This window comes from Kitasatospora sp. NPDC004531 (assembly GCF_053602195.1).
This window is the reverse complement of sequence record NZ_JBSGDD010000027.1, coordinates 1-16,475: the sequence shown is the minus strand read 5'-3', so window position 1 is coordinate 16,475 and position 16,475 is coordinate 1. Positions and strand designations below refer to the sequence as shown.

The following is a 16,475-nucleotide window of genomic DNA, read 5'->3' as shown; positions in this document are numbered from 1 at the left end:
CCGCCGCCGGCCGGGGACGCACCCGGCCGGCGGCCGCTTTCGAAAGGCCGCCATGTCCGCCACCCGGCCCACCGTCGTGCTCGTCCACGACGGCTGTTCCGACGCCACCACCTGGGCCGGCGTCGTCGCCGAACTCCACCGCCGCGGCCTGAGCGTGCTCGCCGCCGCCAACCCGCTGCGCGGACTCGCCCACGACGCCGCCTACCTGACCGCGCTGCTGGCCGCCATCGACGGCCCCGTGGTGCTGGTCGGCCACGCCTACGGCGGGGCGGTGATCACCGAGGCCGGCGGCGCCGACAACGTGGCCGCGCTGGTCTACGTCGCCGCGTACCTGCCCGACGTGGGGGAGAGCTACGACGGCCTGGTCGCCCGCCTCGCCCCGGGCGAGGGGCGGGCCCGGCAGCTGCGCACCGCCGTCGGCACGGGGGAGGAGTTCATGGTGCCCGCCGAGTGCTTCCGCCCGCTGGTCGCCGCCGACCTCGACGCGGAGCTCGCGCAGGTCCTCGCGGTGCTCCAACGGCCGGTCGCCGAGCGGGTGTTCAGCGATGTGCCGACCGCCGCCGCCTGGCACGACAAGCCCAGTTGGGCGCTGGTGACGGGCGCGGACCGGGCGCTGCCGCCGGAGGTCCAGCGGTTCACCGCGCGGCGGGCCGGTGCGCGGGTGACGGAGCTGGCGGAGGCCTCGCACGCCGTGATCGTCTCCCGTCCGAGCGCCGTCGCCGATCTCATCCACGATGCGGCGCACGGGAGTTGACGATGCGTCGGCAACGGTTCGCGCCCGGCGCCCCGCGAGGAGCGGGACGCCGGGCGCGGGTGTCACGGTGGGGCTACTTGGCGAGGAAGGCCAGCAGCGCGGAGTTGACCTCCGCCGCGTGGGTCCACAGCAGGCCGTGCGGCGCGCCCTCGATCTCCACGTAGTCGGCGGTCGGCACCGCGCGGTGGAACGGGCGGGCGGTGCCCTCGATCGGCAGGATGCGGTCGCCGGTGCCGTGCAGGATCAGCGCCGGGACGTCGATCTTCGGCAGGTCGGCGCGGAAGTCGGTGTACCAGGTGGACGGCGCGGCCGAGGCCGCGTACGAGCCGCCGCCGGCCGCGACGTTCCAGCTGTTGCGGACGGCCTCCTCGCTGATCCGGGAGCCGAGGTTCTCGTCGAGGTTGTAGAAGTTCTCGAAGAACTCGGTGTAGTAGGCGTAGCGGTCGGCCTTCACGGCGGCCACGACACCGTCGAAGAACTCCTTCGGGGCGACGCCCTCCGGGTTGTCCTCGGTCTTCAGCAGGTACGGCTCCAGCGAGGCCAGGAAGGCGACCTTGGCGACCCGGGCCGAACCGTAGGTCGACACGTAGCGGGCGACCTCGCCGGTGCCCATGGAGAAGCCGACCAGCACGGCGTCGCGCAGGTCGAGGGTCTCCATGACGGTGTTCAGGTCGGCCGCGAAGGTGTCGTAGTCGTAGCCGGTGGTCGGCTGCGAGGACTGGCCGAAGCCGCGGCGGTCGTAGGTGATGACGCGGTAGCCGGCGTCGAGCAGCGCGGCGGCCTGGAGCTCCCAGGAGTGGCCGTTCAGCGGGAACCCGTGGATCAGGACGACCGGCTGACCGGTGCCGTGGTCCTCGTAGTAGACGTCGATGGAGGTGGTGTTCTCCTGGCCAACGGTGATGTACGGCATGGCACTTGCTTTCGTTCGGGGTGGGTGCTGCGGACGGGTTCCACGCTACGAGCGGCGGGGCCGGGCGGATCGTCCCGGAGAGAACACCTGCTCGTCCCAGAGCGCCGTGATGCGGCGTCAACTGCTGTGCGCGCAGCGGCCGCGGGCGGTGCGCGGACGGAACAGCCGGCGGGCGGCGGCGCTCCTACGCTGGTCCGGCCTTGATCCATACCGCTAGGAGCACCATGTCCAGCCAGCCTCGCCTGCACCAGCGCGGGCCCGCCGTCCAGGAGTTCGGCACCGTCACGCAGCTGCCGATCGCGCTGTCGCACGACGCCCGCCTGTACTCGACGCAGCGCCTCAACCGGGTGCTCGCCGACACCCAGTTCCTGTACGGCCTGTACAAGAAGTACCACTGGGGCATGCGCGGCCCGACGGCGTACCAGCTGCACCTGCTGTTCGACAAGCACGCCCAGGAGCAGCTGGAGCTGGTCGACGCGCTCGCCGAGCGGGTGCAGATGCTCGGCGGCGTCGCGGTCGGCGACCTGCGGCACGCGGCCGAGATCACCGGCGTGCCGCGCCCGCCGGACGGCATCGACGACGTGCGCTCCATGCTGTCGCGGCTGCTGGACGCGCACGAGCGCATCCTCACCGACGCCCGGGACGCCGCCGCCCGCACCGCGGAGCTCGGCGACGACGGCACCCAGGACCTGCTGGTGTCGCAGGTGATCCGCGGCGGCGAGACGCAGGTGTGGTTCCTCGCCGAGCACCTGGTGGACACCCCGGAGCTGTAGGCCGCGGGCACGAAGAAGAGGGCCGTCGGGGGACGGCCCTCTTTGCGTTGTCGTCCGCTCAGAGCGTCCGGCGGATGCCCGCCTGGTGCTCCAACGCGCCGAACTGCTCGGCGAGTTGGGCGTGCATGGCGTGCTCGGCGGGGCCGCTGCGGCCGATCGGCAGCACGTCGCGGCCGCGCAGCTCCTCCACCATCAGGGCGTACGCCGCGTACGCCGCGACCAGGGCGAGCAGCAGGCCGAGCGCGCCGCCGGCGCGGCCCAGCCACTCGACGCCGGTGACGCCGGCCAGGCCCGCCACCAGGTAGCGCGGGGTGGCGACCAGCAGGACCAGCCACAGGGCCTTCTTCGGCCGGGCCACCGAGGCCATCAGGGCGGCGAAGACGGTGAACGTCAGGTTCAGCACGCCCAGCACCCGGGCGCCGCCGGGCGCGTCCGTGGCGGTGACCAGGCCGAACGACAGCCAGGCCCCGGCGAAGCCCGCCATCAGGGTCGCCGCGACCACGTCCCGGGCGCCGAACGCCAGGATGCCGACCAGCAGTTGGAGCACGAAGGCGGAGAACACGGTGAGCGACACCGCCTGCCGGAACGCGTGGTCGATCAGGCCCAGCTGGAGGCTGGCGGTGACCGCCGAGGAGATCGCCACGGCGAAGAAGCCGAGCGGCATCGGGGAGGCGATCGGCCGCAGGCTGATCCGGGTCATGGTGTGCAGACCGGGAGTGGTCGGGGTGTTCTGCACCTTGGGTTCTTCGAGAGTCGCTGCCGTCATGCTTCCGATTCCTTCGGGGGTGTGGGGAAAAGGGCTCGGGCCCCTGGGCGATCGCTCGCTCCAGGGGCCCGAGCCCTGCTGTTGCCGCCCTTACTTGCGGTGAAGGGCGAACCGGGTGGCCAGACCGCCACCGACACCGGCGACCAGCGCCGGCGCGAGGCACCACAGGGGCCAGTCGGCCAGTCCCAGCGCGCCGTCCACGGACCACTGGCCGGGGCCGGTGGCGGTGAGCGCGGCGGCGGTGACGATCAGAACGAGCGGGAACTCGTACCCGTCGTGCTGGACCCACAGGCCGTGCGGCCATTTGACCGTCAGGGCGACGGTCATGACGCCCATGACGCCCGCGCCCGCCAGCGGGGTGAGCAGGCCGGCGGCGAGCATCAGCCCGGCGCCGATCTGAGTACCGCCGGCCGCCAGGGCGGTGAGCATCCCGCCCCGGAAGCCATCACCCCGGAATTCGGCGGTGCCGCCTGCCAGCCCGCTGCCGCCCAGGTGGTAGCTGACCTTCTGAACGCCGTGCCCGGCGATCAGCAGGCCGACGACCAGGCGGAGCAGGAGAAGACCGGTGTTCATCGCGGTCAGCCCGCGGCGTGCGGGTCGATCATCGACTGGGCGTAGAAGACGCCCAGGCCGTAGGTGCCGCCGTGCTCCTTGACCAGGTCGGTGACGGCGACGTAGGTCTCCGAGCGGGCCCAGTCGCGCTGGAGCTCCAGCAGGACCTGCACCCAGGTGACGGGCACGGCGCCGGCGGCGGTCATCCGCTGCAGGGCGTGCTCGTGCGCCAGCGGGCTGACGCCGCCGGAGGCGTCCGCCACGACGTACACCTCGTAGCCCTGGTCCAGCGCGGACAGCGCCGGCAGGACCAGGCAGACCTCGGTCCACAGGCCCGACAGGATGATCTTCTTGCGGCCGGTGGCCTTGACGGCCTCGACCAGCGCCGCGTCCTCCCACGCGTTCATCGTGGTGCGGTCGATGATCTCGTGGTCGGGGAAGACCGCCTGGAGCTGCGGCAGGATCGGGCCCGAGAAGGACGCGGCGGCGACGGTCGACAGGACCACCGGCACGTCGAAGATCTTCGCGGCCTTCGCCAGGCCCACCGTCGAGTTGATGATCGAGGTGCGGTCGCCGGAACCGGTGCCGAAGAACATCTGCGGCTGGTGGTCGACGAACAGCATCATCGAGTTCTCGGGGGTGAGCAGGTCCGGGCTGGGGGCAGCCTTGACATTCGCGAAGTCGACCATGACGGTCCCTTCTCTCTGGGAGGGCAAAAGGAAATTGAGGGGGTGTCAGGCGATTCGGCGGCGAGTGCCGCGGTGCCGACGACCACCACGCTAAGCCCGGATTCCGGCCCGCTTCTGCCCGCTGCGCGCCCGGTGCTGTTCCCACAACGCACACCGGACCACCTCGGCAATTGCTGTGCACTCCAAGGCAATTGGCCATGCGCTGCGAAGGCCTTCGCGGGCCCGCCGCACGCCTACGGTCGACGGGCGGCCCGATCGGGTCGTGCACAGTCAGTGGAAAGGCGGCACCCCGTGCAGTTCGGGATATTCAGCGTCGGCGACGTGACGGTCGATCCGACCACCGGGCGCGCGCCCACCGAGGGGGAGCGGATCAAGGCGATCCTGCGGATCGCGCTCAAGGCCGAGGAGGTCGGCCTCGACGTGTTCGCCACCGGCGAGCACCACAACCCGCCGTTCGTGCCGTCCTCGCCGACCACCATGCTCGGCTGGATCGCGGCCCGCACCGAGCGGATCGTGCTGTCCACCGCGACCACGCTGATCACCACCAGCGACCCGGTGAAGATCGCCGAGGACTACGCGATGCTCCAGCACGTCGCGGACGGCCGGGTGGACGTGATGATGGGCCGCGGCAACACCGGCCCGGTCTACCCGTGGTTCGGCAAGGACATCCGCCAGGGCATCGCGCTCGCCATCGAGAACTACGCGCTGCTGCGCCGACTCTGGCGCGAGGACGTGGTCGACTGGGAGGGCCGCTTCCGCACCCCGCTGCAGGGCTTCACCGCCACCCCGCGCCCGCTCGACGACACCCCGCCGTTCGTCTGGCACGGCTCGATCCGCAGCCCCGAGATCGCCGAGCAGGCCGCGTACTGGGGCGACGGCTTCTTCCACAACAACATCTTCTGGCCGCAGGAGCACACCCGCCGGATGGTCGAGCTGTACCGCACCCGGTACGCGCACTACGGCCACGGCGCCCCCGAGCAGGCCATCGTCGGCCTCGGCGGCCAGGTGTTCATGCGCAAGAACTCCCAGGACGCGGTGCGCGAGTTCCGCCCCTACTTCGACAACGCGCCGGTCTACGGCCACGGCCCCTCGCTGGAGGACTTCACCGAGGCCACCCCGCTGACCGTCGGCAGCCCGCAGGAGGTCATCGAGCGCACCCTCGGCTTCCGCGACGTGGTCGGCGACTACCAGCGCCAGCTGTTCCTGATGGACCACGCGGGCCTGCCGCTGAAGACCGTGCTGGAACAGCTCGACATCCTCGGCGAGGAGGTCGTCCCCGTGCTGCGCGAGGAGTTCGCCAAGCGGCGCCCCGCCGGGGTGCCGGACGCGCCGCCCACCCACGCCGCGCTGAAGGCCGCCCAGGACGCCTCGCCGAAGGCCGCCGGCCAGGAGGCCGCCAAGTGAGGGCGCTGACCCTCGCCGTGGTCTCCGGCGGACTCTCCGTCCCGTCCTCCACCCGGCTGCTCGCCGACCGCCTGACCGAGGCCACCACCGCCGCACTCGCCGAGGCCGGACGCGAAGTCACCGTCCAGCTCCACGAGTTGCGCCCGCTGGCCGGGCCGATCGCCAACCACCTGGTGACCGGCTGGCCGTCCGCCGGGCTCGGCGCCGCCCTGGAGCAGGTCAGCACCGCCGACGCGCTGATCGCCGTCTCGCCGATCTTCTCCGCCTCGTTCAGCGGCCTGTTCAAGTCGTTCTTCGACCTGCTCGACCCCGGCGCGCTCGCCGGAAAGCCCGTGCTGATCGGCGCCACCGGCGGCACCGCCCGGCACTCGCTGGCCCTCGACCACGCGCTGCGCCCGCTGTTCGCCTACCAGCGCGCCCTGGTCGCCCCGACCGCCGTGTTCGCCGCCTCCGAGGACTGGGGCGGCACCGGCGACTCGCACACCGACACCCTGCCCACCCGGATCGAACGGGCCGGCCGGGAGCTCGCCGCGCTGCTGACCGCCGGCGGGGTGCGCCCGGCCGGCGACACCCGGCAGCCCACCGCACCCGTCCTCGGCTTCCACTGACCCACGCCCGAAGGGGACTCCCATGTCCACCATGCCCGTCGCCGGGGTCCGCCCCGGCACCCCCGAACAGCCCGCCGACCTGGTCGTCCGCAACGCCAAGGTGTTCACCAACGACCCGCGCCGCCCGCAGGCCACCGCACTCGCGATCAGCGACGGCGTGATCCGCGCCGTCGGCGAGGACGCCGACATCGTCCCGCTGGTCGGCCCGCACACCCGGGTCGTCGACGCGCTCGGCCGCCGCGTCGTCCCCGGCCTCAACGACGCCCACCTGCACGTCATCCGCGGCGGCCTGAACTACGTCATGGAACTGCGCTGGGACGGCGTCCGCTCGCTGCGCCAGGCCCTCGCCATGCTGCGCGAACAGGCCGAGCGCACCCCCGCCGGCCAGTGGGTGCGGGTGGTCGGCGGCTGGTCCGCCGACCAGTTCGCCGAGCGCCGCCTGCCCACCCTGGCCGAACTGAACGCCGCCGCGCCCGACACCCCCGTCTTCGTGCTGCACCTCTACCAGTCGGCGCTGCTCAACAAGGCCGCGCTGCGCGCCGCCGGCTTCACCCGCGACACCCCCGACCCGGCCGGCGGCCAGATCGTCCGCGGCCACGACGGCGAGCCCACCGGCCTGCTGATCGCCGCGCCCGGCGCGCTGCTGCTCTACTCCACCCTCGCCAAGGCCCCGATGCTGGACGAGGCCGACAAGGTCGACTCCACCCGGCACTTCCTGCGCGAACTCAACCGCTTCGGCCTGACCTCCGCCATCGACGCCGCCGGCGGCTTCCAGAGCTTCCCCGAGAACTACGGCACCGTCATGGAACTCGCCCGCCGCGGCGAGCTCACCCTGCGCATCGCCTACCACCTGTTCCCGCAGACCGCCGGGCAGGAACTCGACGACCTCAAGCGCTGGATCGACACCGTCCGCCCCGGCGACGGCGACGCGTGGCTGCGCCTCAACGGCGCCGGCGAGAACCTCACCTGGGCCGCCGCCGACTTCGAGAACTTCACCGAACCGCGACCCCAACTCGGCGCGTACGAGAGCGAGTTCGAGAAGGCCGTCCGGATGCTGATGGAGAACGGCTGGGGCTTCCGACTGCACGCCACCTACGACGAGACGATCCGCCGCGACCTCGCCGTCTTCGAGAAGCTCGCCGCCGAAGGACTCTTCCCGGCCGGCAACCGCTGGCTGTTCGACCACGCCGAGACGGTCAGCGGCGACAGCCTCGACCGGATCGCCGCGCTCGGCGGCGCGGTCTCCGTGCAGAACCGCCTCTCCTTCCAGGGCGAGGCCTTCGTCAACCGCTACGGCGCCGCCGCCGCGGCCGAGGCCCCGCCGCTGCGCGCCATGCTCGACCGCGGCCTGACCGTGGCCGGCGGCACCGACGCCACCCGGGTGTCCTCCTACAACCCGTGGGTCGCACTGCACTGGCTGGTCTCCGGCCGCGCCGTCTCCGGCCGCCGGCTGGCCGCCGAGCACAACCGGCTCGACCGCGCCCGGGCGCTGGAGCTGTTCACCCTCGGCGGCGCCCGCCTCACCGGCGAGCAGGACGTCAAGGGCCGCCTCACCGTGGGCAGTTACGCCGACCTGGCGGTGCTCAGCGCCGACTACTTCACGGTGGAGGAGGCCGACATCGCGCACATCGAGTCCGTCCTCACCGTGGTCGGCGGCAAGATCGTGCACGCCGTCGCGGAACACGAGGGCCTGGTCGCCGACCTGCCCGCGATCAGCCCCGACTGGAGCCCCGTCGCCCACTTCGGCGGCTACCAGGCCAGCCCCGCGCCCGGCCTGGCCGGCGCCCGGCAGGCCGACCTGGTGCGGGAGGCCGCCGCCGCCTCCGAGGAGCAGTACGCCTGGCGCCTCACCCGGGGCAGCGCCGCCGCCGTCCCCGGCCAGGGGCTGCCGCAGGACCCCTGCTTCTTCTGACGCCATTCGCCGAGGGGCACCGCCGCCGTACGCCGGCGGTGCCCCGCTCTTTCGAGTTCGAGGAGACGCCGCCATGTCCACCCCCGCCCCGGCCGGGCCGCAGATCACCGACCGTCACCCGCTGGCGCTGGCCCTGTTCGGGCTCACCATGGCCAGCGGACTCATCGACGCCGTCAGCTACCTCGGCCTCGGCCACGTCTTCACCGCCAACATGACCGGCAACGTGGTCGTCATCGCGTTCGCGCTGGCCGGGGCGCCCGGGTTCTCCGTCGCCGCCTCGGTGACCTCGCTGCTGGCGTTCCTGCTCGGCGCGGTGCTGGCCGGCCGGTTCACCGTCGGCCGGGCGACCGGCCGGCTGCGCGCGGCGCTCGCGCTGGAGGTCGCGCTGCACGGCGCCGCCGCCGCGGTGGCGTTCGCCTGGAGCGTCGAAGGCTCCGCCGCCCGGTACGCGGTCATCACGCTCGGCGCGGTCGCCATGGGCATCCGCAACGGCACCGTGCGCGCCCTCGCCGTGCCCGACCTCACCACCACCGTCCTCACCCTCACCCTGACCGGCCTCGCCGCCGACTCCCGGCTGGCCGGCGGCACCGCACCCCGCCAGCGCCGCCGCATCCTCTCCGTCACCACCATGCTCGCCGGCGCGATCCCGGGCGCCGTCCTCGTCCTGCACGGCCAACTCGCCTGGGCCCTGCTCGCGGGCGCGGCCCTGGCGGGCGCCACCGCACTGCTCTACCGCGACTGACCCGGCGGGCGCCACCGAGCGTGCTGTCGTCCCTGCCGGGCGCCACCGAGCGTGCTGCCGTCGCGTCCCTGAGTGCCGGGATCGCCGCAGGTCAGGGGGAGGGCGTTCGGTTCGGGCGGGTGGGAGTTAACCTGGGGCCCCGGGACTGCCGGACGGGCCGGGGTCCGAGGGACATCCCGGGGAACGAGGAACGGTGGACGGCGGGCGGGTGACTGGCCTGGTCGGGCGGCAGCGGGAGACCGAGCTGCTGACGGCGGCACTGGTCCAGGCCGAGGACGACGGCAGCGGCTCCACCGTGCTGCTGCGCGGCGAGGCCGGCGTCGGCAAGAGCACCCTGCTGGGGTGGGTCGAGCGCACGGCGCGCGACCGCGGCTTCACCGTGCTGCGGGCCGTCGGGGCGGAGGCCGAGACCGACTACGCGTTCGGGGCGCTGCACCAGGTGTTCTGGTCGCTGCTCCAGCAGTCCGCCGCGCTGAGCGACCACCAGCGCGAGGCGCTGGAGGCCGCGTTCGGCGTGCGCTCCGGCACCCCCAGCGGGTTCGCCGTCGGGGCGGCCGCGCTGGCCCTGCTGGACGAGGCCGCCCGCAGCGCGCCCGTGCTGCTGATCCTCGACGACCTGCACTGGCTGGACTCCTCCAGCGCCACCGTCTTCGCGTTCCTGCACCGCCGCTCCACCCGGCTGCCCGTGGTGTTCGTGGTCGCCGCCCGGCCCGGCGGCCGCTCCGCGCAGATCTGGTCCGCCGAGGCGGTGGACGTCGGCGCGCTGCCCGCCGCCGACGCCGCCGCGCTGCTGGACAGCTGCTGCCCGGAGCTCGCCGCCACCACCCGCGACCGGGTGCTCGCCGAGGCCGCCGGCAACCCGCTCGCCCTGGTCGAACTGCCCCGCCAACTGGCCGCCGCCCAGCAGCGCGGCGTCGCCCCGCTGCCCGAACTGCTGCCGCTCGGACGCAAGTTGGAGCGGATCTTCGCCGAGCGGATCGGCCACCTGCCGCCCGGCGCGGCCCGGTTGCTGCTGCGCGCGGCCCTCGCCACCGGCCCGGCCGACCGGCTGCCCGCCGGGGAGGCGTTCGCCGAGGCGCTGTCCCGGCTGGACGCGGACGGCATCGCCCGGCTCGACGGCACCGGCCGGCTGGTGTTCCGCCACCCGCTGGCCCGCACCGCCGTGGTCGCCGCCGCCTCCGCCGCCGACCTCCGCCAGGCCCACCGCGACCTCGCCGAGGTCCTCGCCCCCGACAACCCGCGCCGGCTCGTCCACGAGGCCGCCGCCGCGCTGCTCCCCGACGACGCCCTCGCGCACCGCCTGGAGGACGCCGGCCGCGACCTCGCCGCGCGCGGCGGCGACGCCGAGGGCGCGCTGCTGCTGGAACGCGCCGCCGTGCTCAGCACCGTCCCCGACGACCGGGCCCGCCGCCTCAGCTGGGCCGCCGTGATGGCCGCGCGCGGCGGACAGCTGCGTCACACCGCCGCGCTGGTACGGGAGTTGACGGCCTGCGCGGTGCCCGAGGACATCGCCCCGCTGCTCGCCTACGCCGTGGTGTACGCCGACCAGAGCCACCACGTCGACTTCGGGTCCTCCGCCGCGCTGCTGCCCGCCGCCCTCGACACCCTGACCGCGCCCGGCGCCGACACCTTCGGCGGGGTGCTCGAACAGGCCTGGTTCAAGCTGCTGCTGGCCGCCGCCTACACCGACGACCCGTGGGCCTGGCAGGCGCTGGAACGCCACCGCGAGCAGGTCTCCGAGGCCGGACGGCTCTGCCTCAAGGCGTGGCGCGACCCGGGCCCCGGCACCGCCGACGCGCTGCTCGCCCTCGCCCGCGACCTGCCCGTCGAGCAGGAGGCCGGCGTCGCCTGGCTGCTGCTGTGGACCGCCGCCGCGCTCGACTCCGCCGAGGACGAGGTGTGGCAGCGCTTCGCCGGGCAGCACGGCTACGCCACCCACGGCTCGATCGCCAAGGCCAAGGCCCACCAGGACTTCCTGCTCGGCCGCTGGGACCAGGCGCCGCTGTGCCTGCGCGAGGCCGAGCTCGCCGACGAACTCGGCTACCACACCAACGCGTTGATCTTCCGCCAGGCGCACGCGCACTTCCTGGCCGGCCGCGGCGACGAGGCCGGCCTGAGCGCGATCGACGACGCGATCCGCCCGACCGCCGTCCGCGCCCGGATGCGGTACGTCCTGGACCGCCTCACCCACCTGCGGGCGCTGGTCGCGTTCGCCCACCGCCGCCACGACGAGGCCCACGCCCACCTGCGCGAACTCGCCCCGCCCGGGCAGGGCGTCGGCGGACCGCCCTGGCGGCACGCGCTGGTCTTCGACCTGGCCGCCGCCGCCGTGCTCACCGGCCGCCGCGCCGAGGCCCGGGCGCACGTCGAAGCGGCCCGCGCGGCCGGCTCCGCGAGCATCTCCGACCGGCACGCCTTCCTGGTCGCCGCCGCCGGCGCGCTGGCCGCCGACGACGAGCACGCCGAGGACGCCTACCGGGCGGCGTTCGCCGTCCCCGGCGCCGACCAGTGGACGTTCGACCTGGCCCGGCTGCGGCTCGCCCACGGCTGCTGGCTGCGCCGCCGCCACCGGCCCGGCGCCCGCACGGCACTGCGCGCCGCCCACCGCGACTTCGAGCGGCTCCGGGCGACGCCCTGGGCGAACTGGTGCGCGGAGGAACTGCGGGCCGCCGGCGACGCGGCGCCCACCGGCGGGCCGTCCGGCGACCCGACCGAACTGACCGGACAGGAACTGCGGATCGCCCGCCTCGCCGCGACCGGCCTCACCAACAAGGAGATCGGCCGCCGGCTCACCCTGTCGCCGCGCACCGTCGGGGCGCACCTGTACAAGGTGTTCCCGAAGCTCGGCATCACCTCGCGGGCCGCCCTGGCCCACGCGCTCGACCAGCGGTGACCGGCCCGACCTCGCCCCGTGGCGAGTCTCACAGCCCACCGGAGCGATCGGTCAGTCAAATGACCTAACCCGCCGCCCGGCTCGCGGCGCAGGCTCGCAGCAGGAACTCGGTGGAAGGCAGTCGGATGAGTGTGTGGATGGCGCACGGGTGCGTGCCGGGCGCGACCTGGCCGTGGCCGCCCGCCGCGACGGACCCGGCGCTGGCCGGCGCCTCGCCCGGCGAGAAGGCGACGCTGTCCCGCCTCGGCTGCATGCGGGTCGCCACCCTGGAGACCGCCGTGGCCCTGCCGCCGCGCCTGGCCGGCCGCTACGCCTGGGCCCGGCAGGAGCCGATGGTCGGCATCGGCCTGCAACTCGCCGGCGAGTGCATGATCACCCAGGACGGCCGGCAGACGCTGCTCGGCGAGGGCGAGTTCGTCCTGTACGACACCGCGCGGGCCTACGTCATCGAGTACCCGAAGCCGTCCCGCGCGCACCTGTTCCACCTGCCGCGCCGCCTGCTCGCCGTCCCCGAGAACGAACTCGCGCAGGTCACCGGCACCCCCGTGACGGCCGCCGACGGGTTCGGCTCGGTGCTGCTGCCGTTCCTGCGCACCCTCGCCGACTCCGCGCCCAGCTACGCCACCCCGATCGCCGACCGCCTGGCCGGCAGCGTCGCCGACCTGGTCGGCACCATGGTCGCCCAACTGTCCGCGACCCGCGCCTCCGACGACGACCGCGGCGCCAACGGCCGGCTGGTGCGCCGGATCCGCGACCACATCGAACGCAACCTCGGCGACCCCGGCCTCTCCCCGGAGAGCATCGCCCGCGCCCACCACATCTCGCTGCGCTACCTGCACCGCCTGTTCGAGGGCGAGGAGACCACCGTCGCCCGGCTGATCCTGCGCAGCCGCCTCGACGCCGCCGCCCACGAGCTCGCCCGCCCCGGCCCCGGCGGCGCCCCGGTGGCCGCCGTCGCCCAACGCTGGGGCTTCCTCAGCCCGGCCCACTTCAGCCGGGCCTTCCGGACGGCCTACGGCGTCCCGCCGAGCGCCTGGCGGGCGCAGCGCGCGGCGGGCTGACCCGGCATCAACTCCGGGCGGTCGGGCGGTCGGGCGGTCGCTCGGTCGGGCGGGCGGTCGGGCGGTCGGGCGGTCGGGCGGGCGGGAGGTGCGCGGAGCGGACGGAAGGTGTGCGCTGCACGCACAGGAGGGGCGGGTCGGAGTTCCTAACCTGAGGGCTGAACACCCGTACCCTTCAAGGGAGTTGAACATGACCGACACGCCCACCGTCGTGCTGGTGCACGGCGCCTTCGCGGACGCCTCCAGCTTCGGCCGCCTGATCCCCGAACTGCTCGACGCCGGCCTGAAGGTCGTCGCCCCCGCCGTGCCCAACCGCAGCCTGACCGGCGACGCCGCCTACCTCGCCTCCGTGGTCCGGCAGATCCCCGGGCCGGTGGTGCTGGTCGGCCACTCCTACGGCGGCGCGGTGATCACCGTCGCCGGGGCGGAGGAGAACGTCGCGGCGCTGGTGTACCTGGCGGGCTACGCGCTGGAGGAGGGCGAGAGCCTCGGCGAGCTGCAGGGCCGCTTCCCCGCCTCCGAGCTGGCCGACGCGCTGGTGTACACCCCGTTCCCGCTGGACGGCGGCGGCGAGGGCACCGACGTCTCGGTGCGGGCCGACCGCCTGCCGGAGGTCTTCGCCGCCGACGTGGACCCGGCGCTCGCCCGGGTCCTCGCCGTCACCCAGCGGCCGCTGGCCGCCGCCGCGTTCGGCGAGGCCGCGCCGAACGCCGCGTGGCGGACCAAGCCGTCCTGGGGCGTCGTCGCCGCCGACGACCGCACCCTCAACCCCGACGTCCAGCGCTTCGGCTACCGGCGCGCCGGGGCGACCACCGTCGAGCTCGGCAGCTCGCACCTGGTGATGCTGGCGCGGCCCGCCGAGGTCGCCGCGGTGATCCGCGAGGCCGTCCGCTCCGTCACGGGCTGAACCGGACTCCGGGCCGCGGGGACCGTCACCCCGCGGCCCGGGCCGTCACCGCGCGGCCCGGAGCGTCATCCCGTGACTCGGGCCGTCACCGCGTGCGTCACCACCGGCTCGCCGTCGATCAGCGCCCGCGCGGTGCGCTCGAAGGCGTGGTCGACGCCGGTCCAGCGCTCGTGGTGCTGCGCCAGGTGCTCCGCCCAGGACGACACCGTGAACACCTCGACGAACCGCTCGGGCCGGCCCGCGTCCCGGTACAGGCCCCAACTGACCGCGCCGGTGCGCCGCCGGGACGCCTCCACCTCGTCCATCGCCCGCACGAACGCCGCCGCGTCGCCGTCCGCCACCCGGTACTCGACGGTCACCAGCACCGGCCCGTCGCCCGCCGCCGGCTCCACCGTCAGCCGCGGCTCCGGCCAGCTGTCCGACAGCGACGGATCCACCTCGCCGTCCAGCAGCGGCAGCCGGCGCAGCGACAGCACACCGAGCAGCAGCAGCCCGGCGGGGACCGCCAGCGCCGCCACCAGCCCCGCGTACTGGGCCAGTTGGCCCCACACCAGGGCGCCGAGCGCGTTGCCGCCCTGGAACACCAGCAGGTAGAAGGCGACCGCGCGGGCCCGCACCCAGTTCGGCAGCTCCAACTGGAGCGCGGCGTTCAGCGTCGACAGGCCCCAGATCCAGGCCGCGCCCGCGAACACCAGGGCCACCCCCGCCACCCACGCGCTGCCGGCCAGCGCCACGGCCAGCAGCGCACCCGCCGTCAACGCCCCCGCCAGCGCGAGCACACCGTTGCCGCGCAGCCGGGCACTCAGCCGGGGCAGCGCCCCCGCCCCCGCGACCGCGCCCGCCCCGACCGCCGCCAGCAGCAGCCCGTACCCCGACGAACCCAGGCCCAGCCGCTGCACCGCCACCACCGGCAGCAGCGCCCACAGCGCCGCCGCACCCGGCACGAACAGCGCGCAGCGCAGCAGGATCCGCCGCACCCCCGGCGCGCTGCGCACGTACCGGCCACCGGCCCGCAGCGCCGCCAGCACCTGCTCGCGCTCCCGCTCCGGCCGGGCCGGCTCCACCGGGAAACGGCGCAGCAGCACCAGCAGGATCGCCACGAACGACAGCGCGTTCAGGGCGAACGTCCAGCCCACGCCCGCCGCCGCGACCAGCAGGCCGCCCAGCGCGGGGCCGACCGCGCGGGCCACGTTCATGTTCACCGCGCCCAGCGCGGACGCCTGCCGCAACTGCTCGCGCGGTACCAGGCTGGGCTGCAACGCCTGCCAGGCCGGGCCGTTCAGCGCCGTCAGACAGCCCAGCGCGAACGTCAGCAGCAGCAACAGCCACGGCCCGAGCACCCCCAGCAGGGCCAGCGCCGCGAGGACGGCGGCGACCGCCGCCATCGCCGCCTGCATCACCACCAGCAGCCGCCGGCGGTCCACCAGGTCGGCGAGCGCGCCCGCCGGCAGCGCCAGCAGCAGCACCGGCAGCCCCGATGCGACCTGCACCAGCGACACCAGGCCCGCCCCGTGCCCGACCAGCACCCACTGCGCGCCGACGGTCTGCATCCAGCCGCCCACGTTCGACACGAACTGCGCCACCCACAGCGCCCGGAACACCCGCTCCCCGAGCGGCGCCCACGCGGACCCCGTCATGCTGCGCCTCATCGCCGCCTCCACTCTCTCCGCCGCCGGCCGGCCGAGCCGCCGACGCTAGCCCGCCCCCGCACCCCCGCCTGTGCGCTCCGCGCCCGACCGGTGGCCCGAGACGGCACGGGTGCGTACCGCCGGCGCCGGCGGGAGGTCAGCGGGGGAGCGGCAGGGGCTCGTGGTGGTGCCAGATCAGGGCACGGTCCTCGGTGCGGAGTTCGGCGGAGCCCCATTCGAGGCGGACCACGCCCGCGGCGAGCGAACAGGCGTAGGCGACCAGGACCAGCGCGGTGTCCGGGGCGAGGCGCAGCAGGTCGAGGTGCGGCTCGTCCGGTTCGGGGAGGTCGATGCCCAGGTCCAGCGCGACCTGGCGGGGTTCGGGGCCGTGGCGGCGGATCAGCTCGGCGCGGAGGCCGGTGGCGCGGCGCAGGCGGGCCGCGGTGACGGGGACGTCGCGCTTCGCGTACCGGATCGGGTAGACGACGTGGCCGGCGACCACCACCACGGTGCGGGCCTGGAGCCGGACGGTCTCGGCGCCGGGCAGGTCGGCCAGGCCGGCCGCGAGCTCCTCGTACTGCGCGGCGTACAGGCCGTGCCCGTAGGCCTCGTGGGTCTGCGTGTGGACGCCCTCGTGGCCGCCGCGGGCCCGCTCGTGGGCGCGCAGGATGCAGGCGGGCACGGTCGCGGTCATCCGGCCGGCCAGCGTGCCGAAGACGCTCTCGGCCCACGTGCTCGCCGCGTTCGGTGCCCCCATCGGTCCCCCCGTCGAACTGCCGTTGAAGTCTTCGACGGTCCGGCAGCCGGCCGCCGGGATCAAGGGCGCAACGGGGGCGCACCAGGTGCGCCCGGTCCGCCGCCCGCTCCGGGGCGGGC

At 74.8% G+C, this 16,475-nt stretch carries 15 protein-coding genes; 9 read left to right on the top strand and 6 right to left on the bottom strand.

Annotation, left to right across the window (positions count from 1 at the left end; genetic code table 11):
- Positions 1-52 precede the first annotated feature (52 nt).
- Positions 53-754: an alpha/beta fold hydrolase gene (locus ACWEMJ_RS14110; RefSeq protein ID WP_452137284.1), complete on the top strand. Its 702-nt coding sequence runs from the start codon at positions 53-55 to the stop codon at positions 752-754.
- Positions 755-827: 73 nt separating this feature from the next.
- Here the strand turns inward: ACWEMJ_RS14110 and ACWEMJ_RS14105 are convergent, their stop codons facing one another.
- On the bottom strand, positions 828-1,664 hold the full coding sequence (locus tag ACWEMJ_RS14105) for an alpha/beta fold hydrolase (protein WP_452137283.1): 837 nt from the start codon (positions 1,662-1,664) through the stop codon (positions 828-830).
- A 224-nt stretch (positions 1,665-1,888) separates the two neighbouring features.
- Here ACWEMJ_RS14105 and ACWEMJ_RS14100 point away from each other — a divergent pair, with 224 nt between their 5' ends.
- Positions 1,889-2,437, top strand: a complete 549-nt coding sequence (locus ACWEMJ_RS14100; protein ID WP_452137282.1) for a Dps family protein — start codon at positions 1,889-1,891, stop codon at positions 2,435-2,437.
- Positions 2,438-2,495: 58 nt separating this feature from the next.
- On the opposite strand, the gene ACWEMJ_RS14095 is transcribed toward ACWEMJ_RS14100, so the two are convergent.
- From ACWEMJ_RS14095 to ACWEMJ_RS14085, 3 genes are all read right to left on the bottom strand, one after another.
- On the bottom strand, positions 2,496-3,203 hold the full coding sequence (locus ACWEMJ_RS14095) for a GPR1/FUN34/YaaH family transporter (RefSeq protein WP_452137281.1): 708 nt from the start codon (positions 3,201-3,203) through the stop codon (positions 2,496-2,498).
- Between the two features lie 90 nt (positions 3,204-3,293).
- Positions 3,294-3,776 carry a DoxX family protein gene (locus ACWEMJ_RS14090; protein ID WP_452137280.1) on the bottom strand — a complete coding sequence of 161 codons (483 nt, stop codon included), beginning with the start codon at positions 3,774-3,776 and terminating at the stop codon, positions 3,294-3,296.
- 5 nt (positions 3,777-3,781) lie between these two features.
- Positions 3,782-4,444, bottom strand: coding sequence for a hydrolase (locus ACWEMJ_RS14085; RefSeq protein WP_452137279.1), 663 nt, complete (start codon positions 4,442-4,444; stop codon positions 3,782-3,784).
- A gap of 291 nt (positions 4,445-4,735) precedes the next feature.
- Here ACWEMJ_RS14085 and ACWEMJ_RS14080 point away from each other — a divergent pair, with 291 nt between their 5' ends.
- The 7 genes from ACWEMJ_RS14080 (at position 4,736) to ACWEMJ_RS14050 (ending at position 13,971) form a co-directional block, all read left to right on the top strand.
- Positions 4,736-5,848, top strand: coding sequence for an LLM class flavin-dependent oxidoreductase (locus tag ACWEMJ_RS14080; protein WP_452137278.1), 1,113 nt, complete (start codon positions 4,736-4,738; stop codon positions 5,846-5,848).
- Positions 5,845-6,456 (top strand): CE1759 family FMN reductase, encoded by a 612-nt coding sequence (locus ACWEMJ_RS14075; RefSeq protein WP_452137277.1) that lies wholly within the window; start codon positions 5,845-5,847, stop codon positions 6,454-6,456. The genes ACWEMJ_RS14080 and ACWEMJ_RS14075 overlap by 4 nt, the downstream gene beginning before the upstream one ends.
- 22 nt (positions 6,457-6,478) lie before the next feature.
- Positions 6,479-8,368, top strand: a complete 1,890-nt coding sequence (locus ACWEMJ_RS14070) for an amidohydrolase (RefSeq protein ID WP_452137276.1) — start codon at positions 6,479-6,481, stop codon at positions 8,366-8,368.
- 73 nt (positions 8,369-8,441) lie between these two features.
- Positions 8,442-9,110, top strand: coding sequence for a YoaK family protein (locus ACWEMJ_RS14065; protein ID WP_452137275.1), 669 nt, complete (start codon positions 8,442-8,444; stop codon positions 9,108-9,110).
- Between the two features lie 208 nt (positions 9,111-9,318).
- Positions 9,319-12,003, top strand: coding sequence for an AAA family ATPase (locus ACWEMJ_RS14060; RefSeq protein ID WP_452137274.1), 2,685 nt, complete (start codon positions 9,319-9,321; stop codon positions 12,001-12,003).
- Positions 12,004-12,128: 125 nt separating this feature from the next.
- A complete protein-coding gene (locus ACWEMJ_RS14055; RefSeq protein WP_452137273.1) occupies positions 12,129-13,064 on the top strand; it encodes a helix-turn-helix domain-containing protein in 936 nt (311 codons plus the stop codon).
- Positions 13,065-13,254: 190 nt separating this feature from the next.
- Positions 13,255-13,971 (top strand): alpha/beta fold hydrolase, encoded by a 717-nt coding sequence (locus ACWEMJ_RS14050; protein ID WP_452137272.1) that lies wholly within the window; start codon positions 13,255-13,257, stop codon positions 13,969-13,971.
- 65 nt (positions 13,972-14,036) lie between these two features.
- Here the strand turns inward: ACWEMJ_RS14050 and ACWEMJ_RS14045 are convergent, their stop codons facing one another.
- Positions 14,037-15,608, bottom strand: coding sequence for an MFS transporter (locus ACWEMJ_RS14045; RefSeq protein WP_452137271.1), 1,572 nt, complete (start codon positions 15,606-15,608; stop codon positions 14,037-14,039).
- A 148-nt stretch (positions 15,609-15,756) separates the two neighbouring features.
- Positions 15,757-16,356 (bottom strand): hypothetical protein, encoded by a 600-nt coding sequence (locus ACWEMJ_RS14040; RefSeq protein ID WP_452137270.1) that lies wholly within the window; start codon positions 16,354-16,356, stop codon positions 15,757-15,759.
- Between the last annotated feature and the right edge of the window lie 119 nt (positions 16,357-16,475).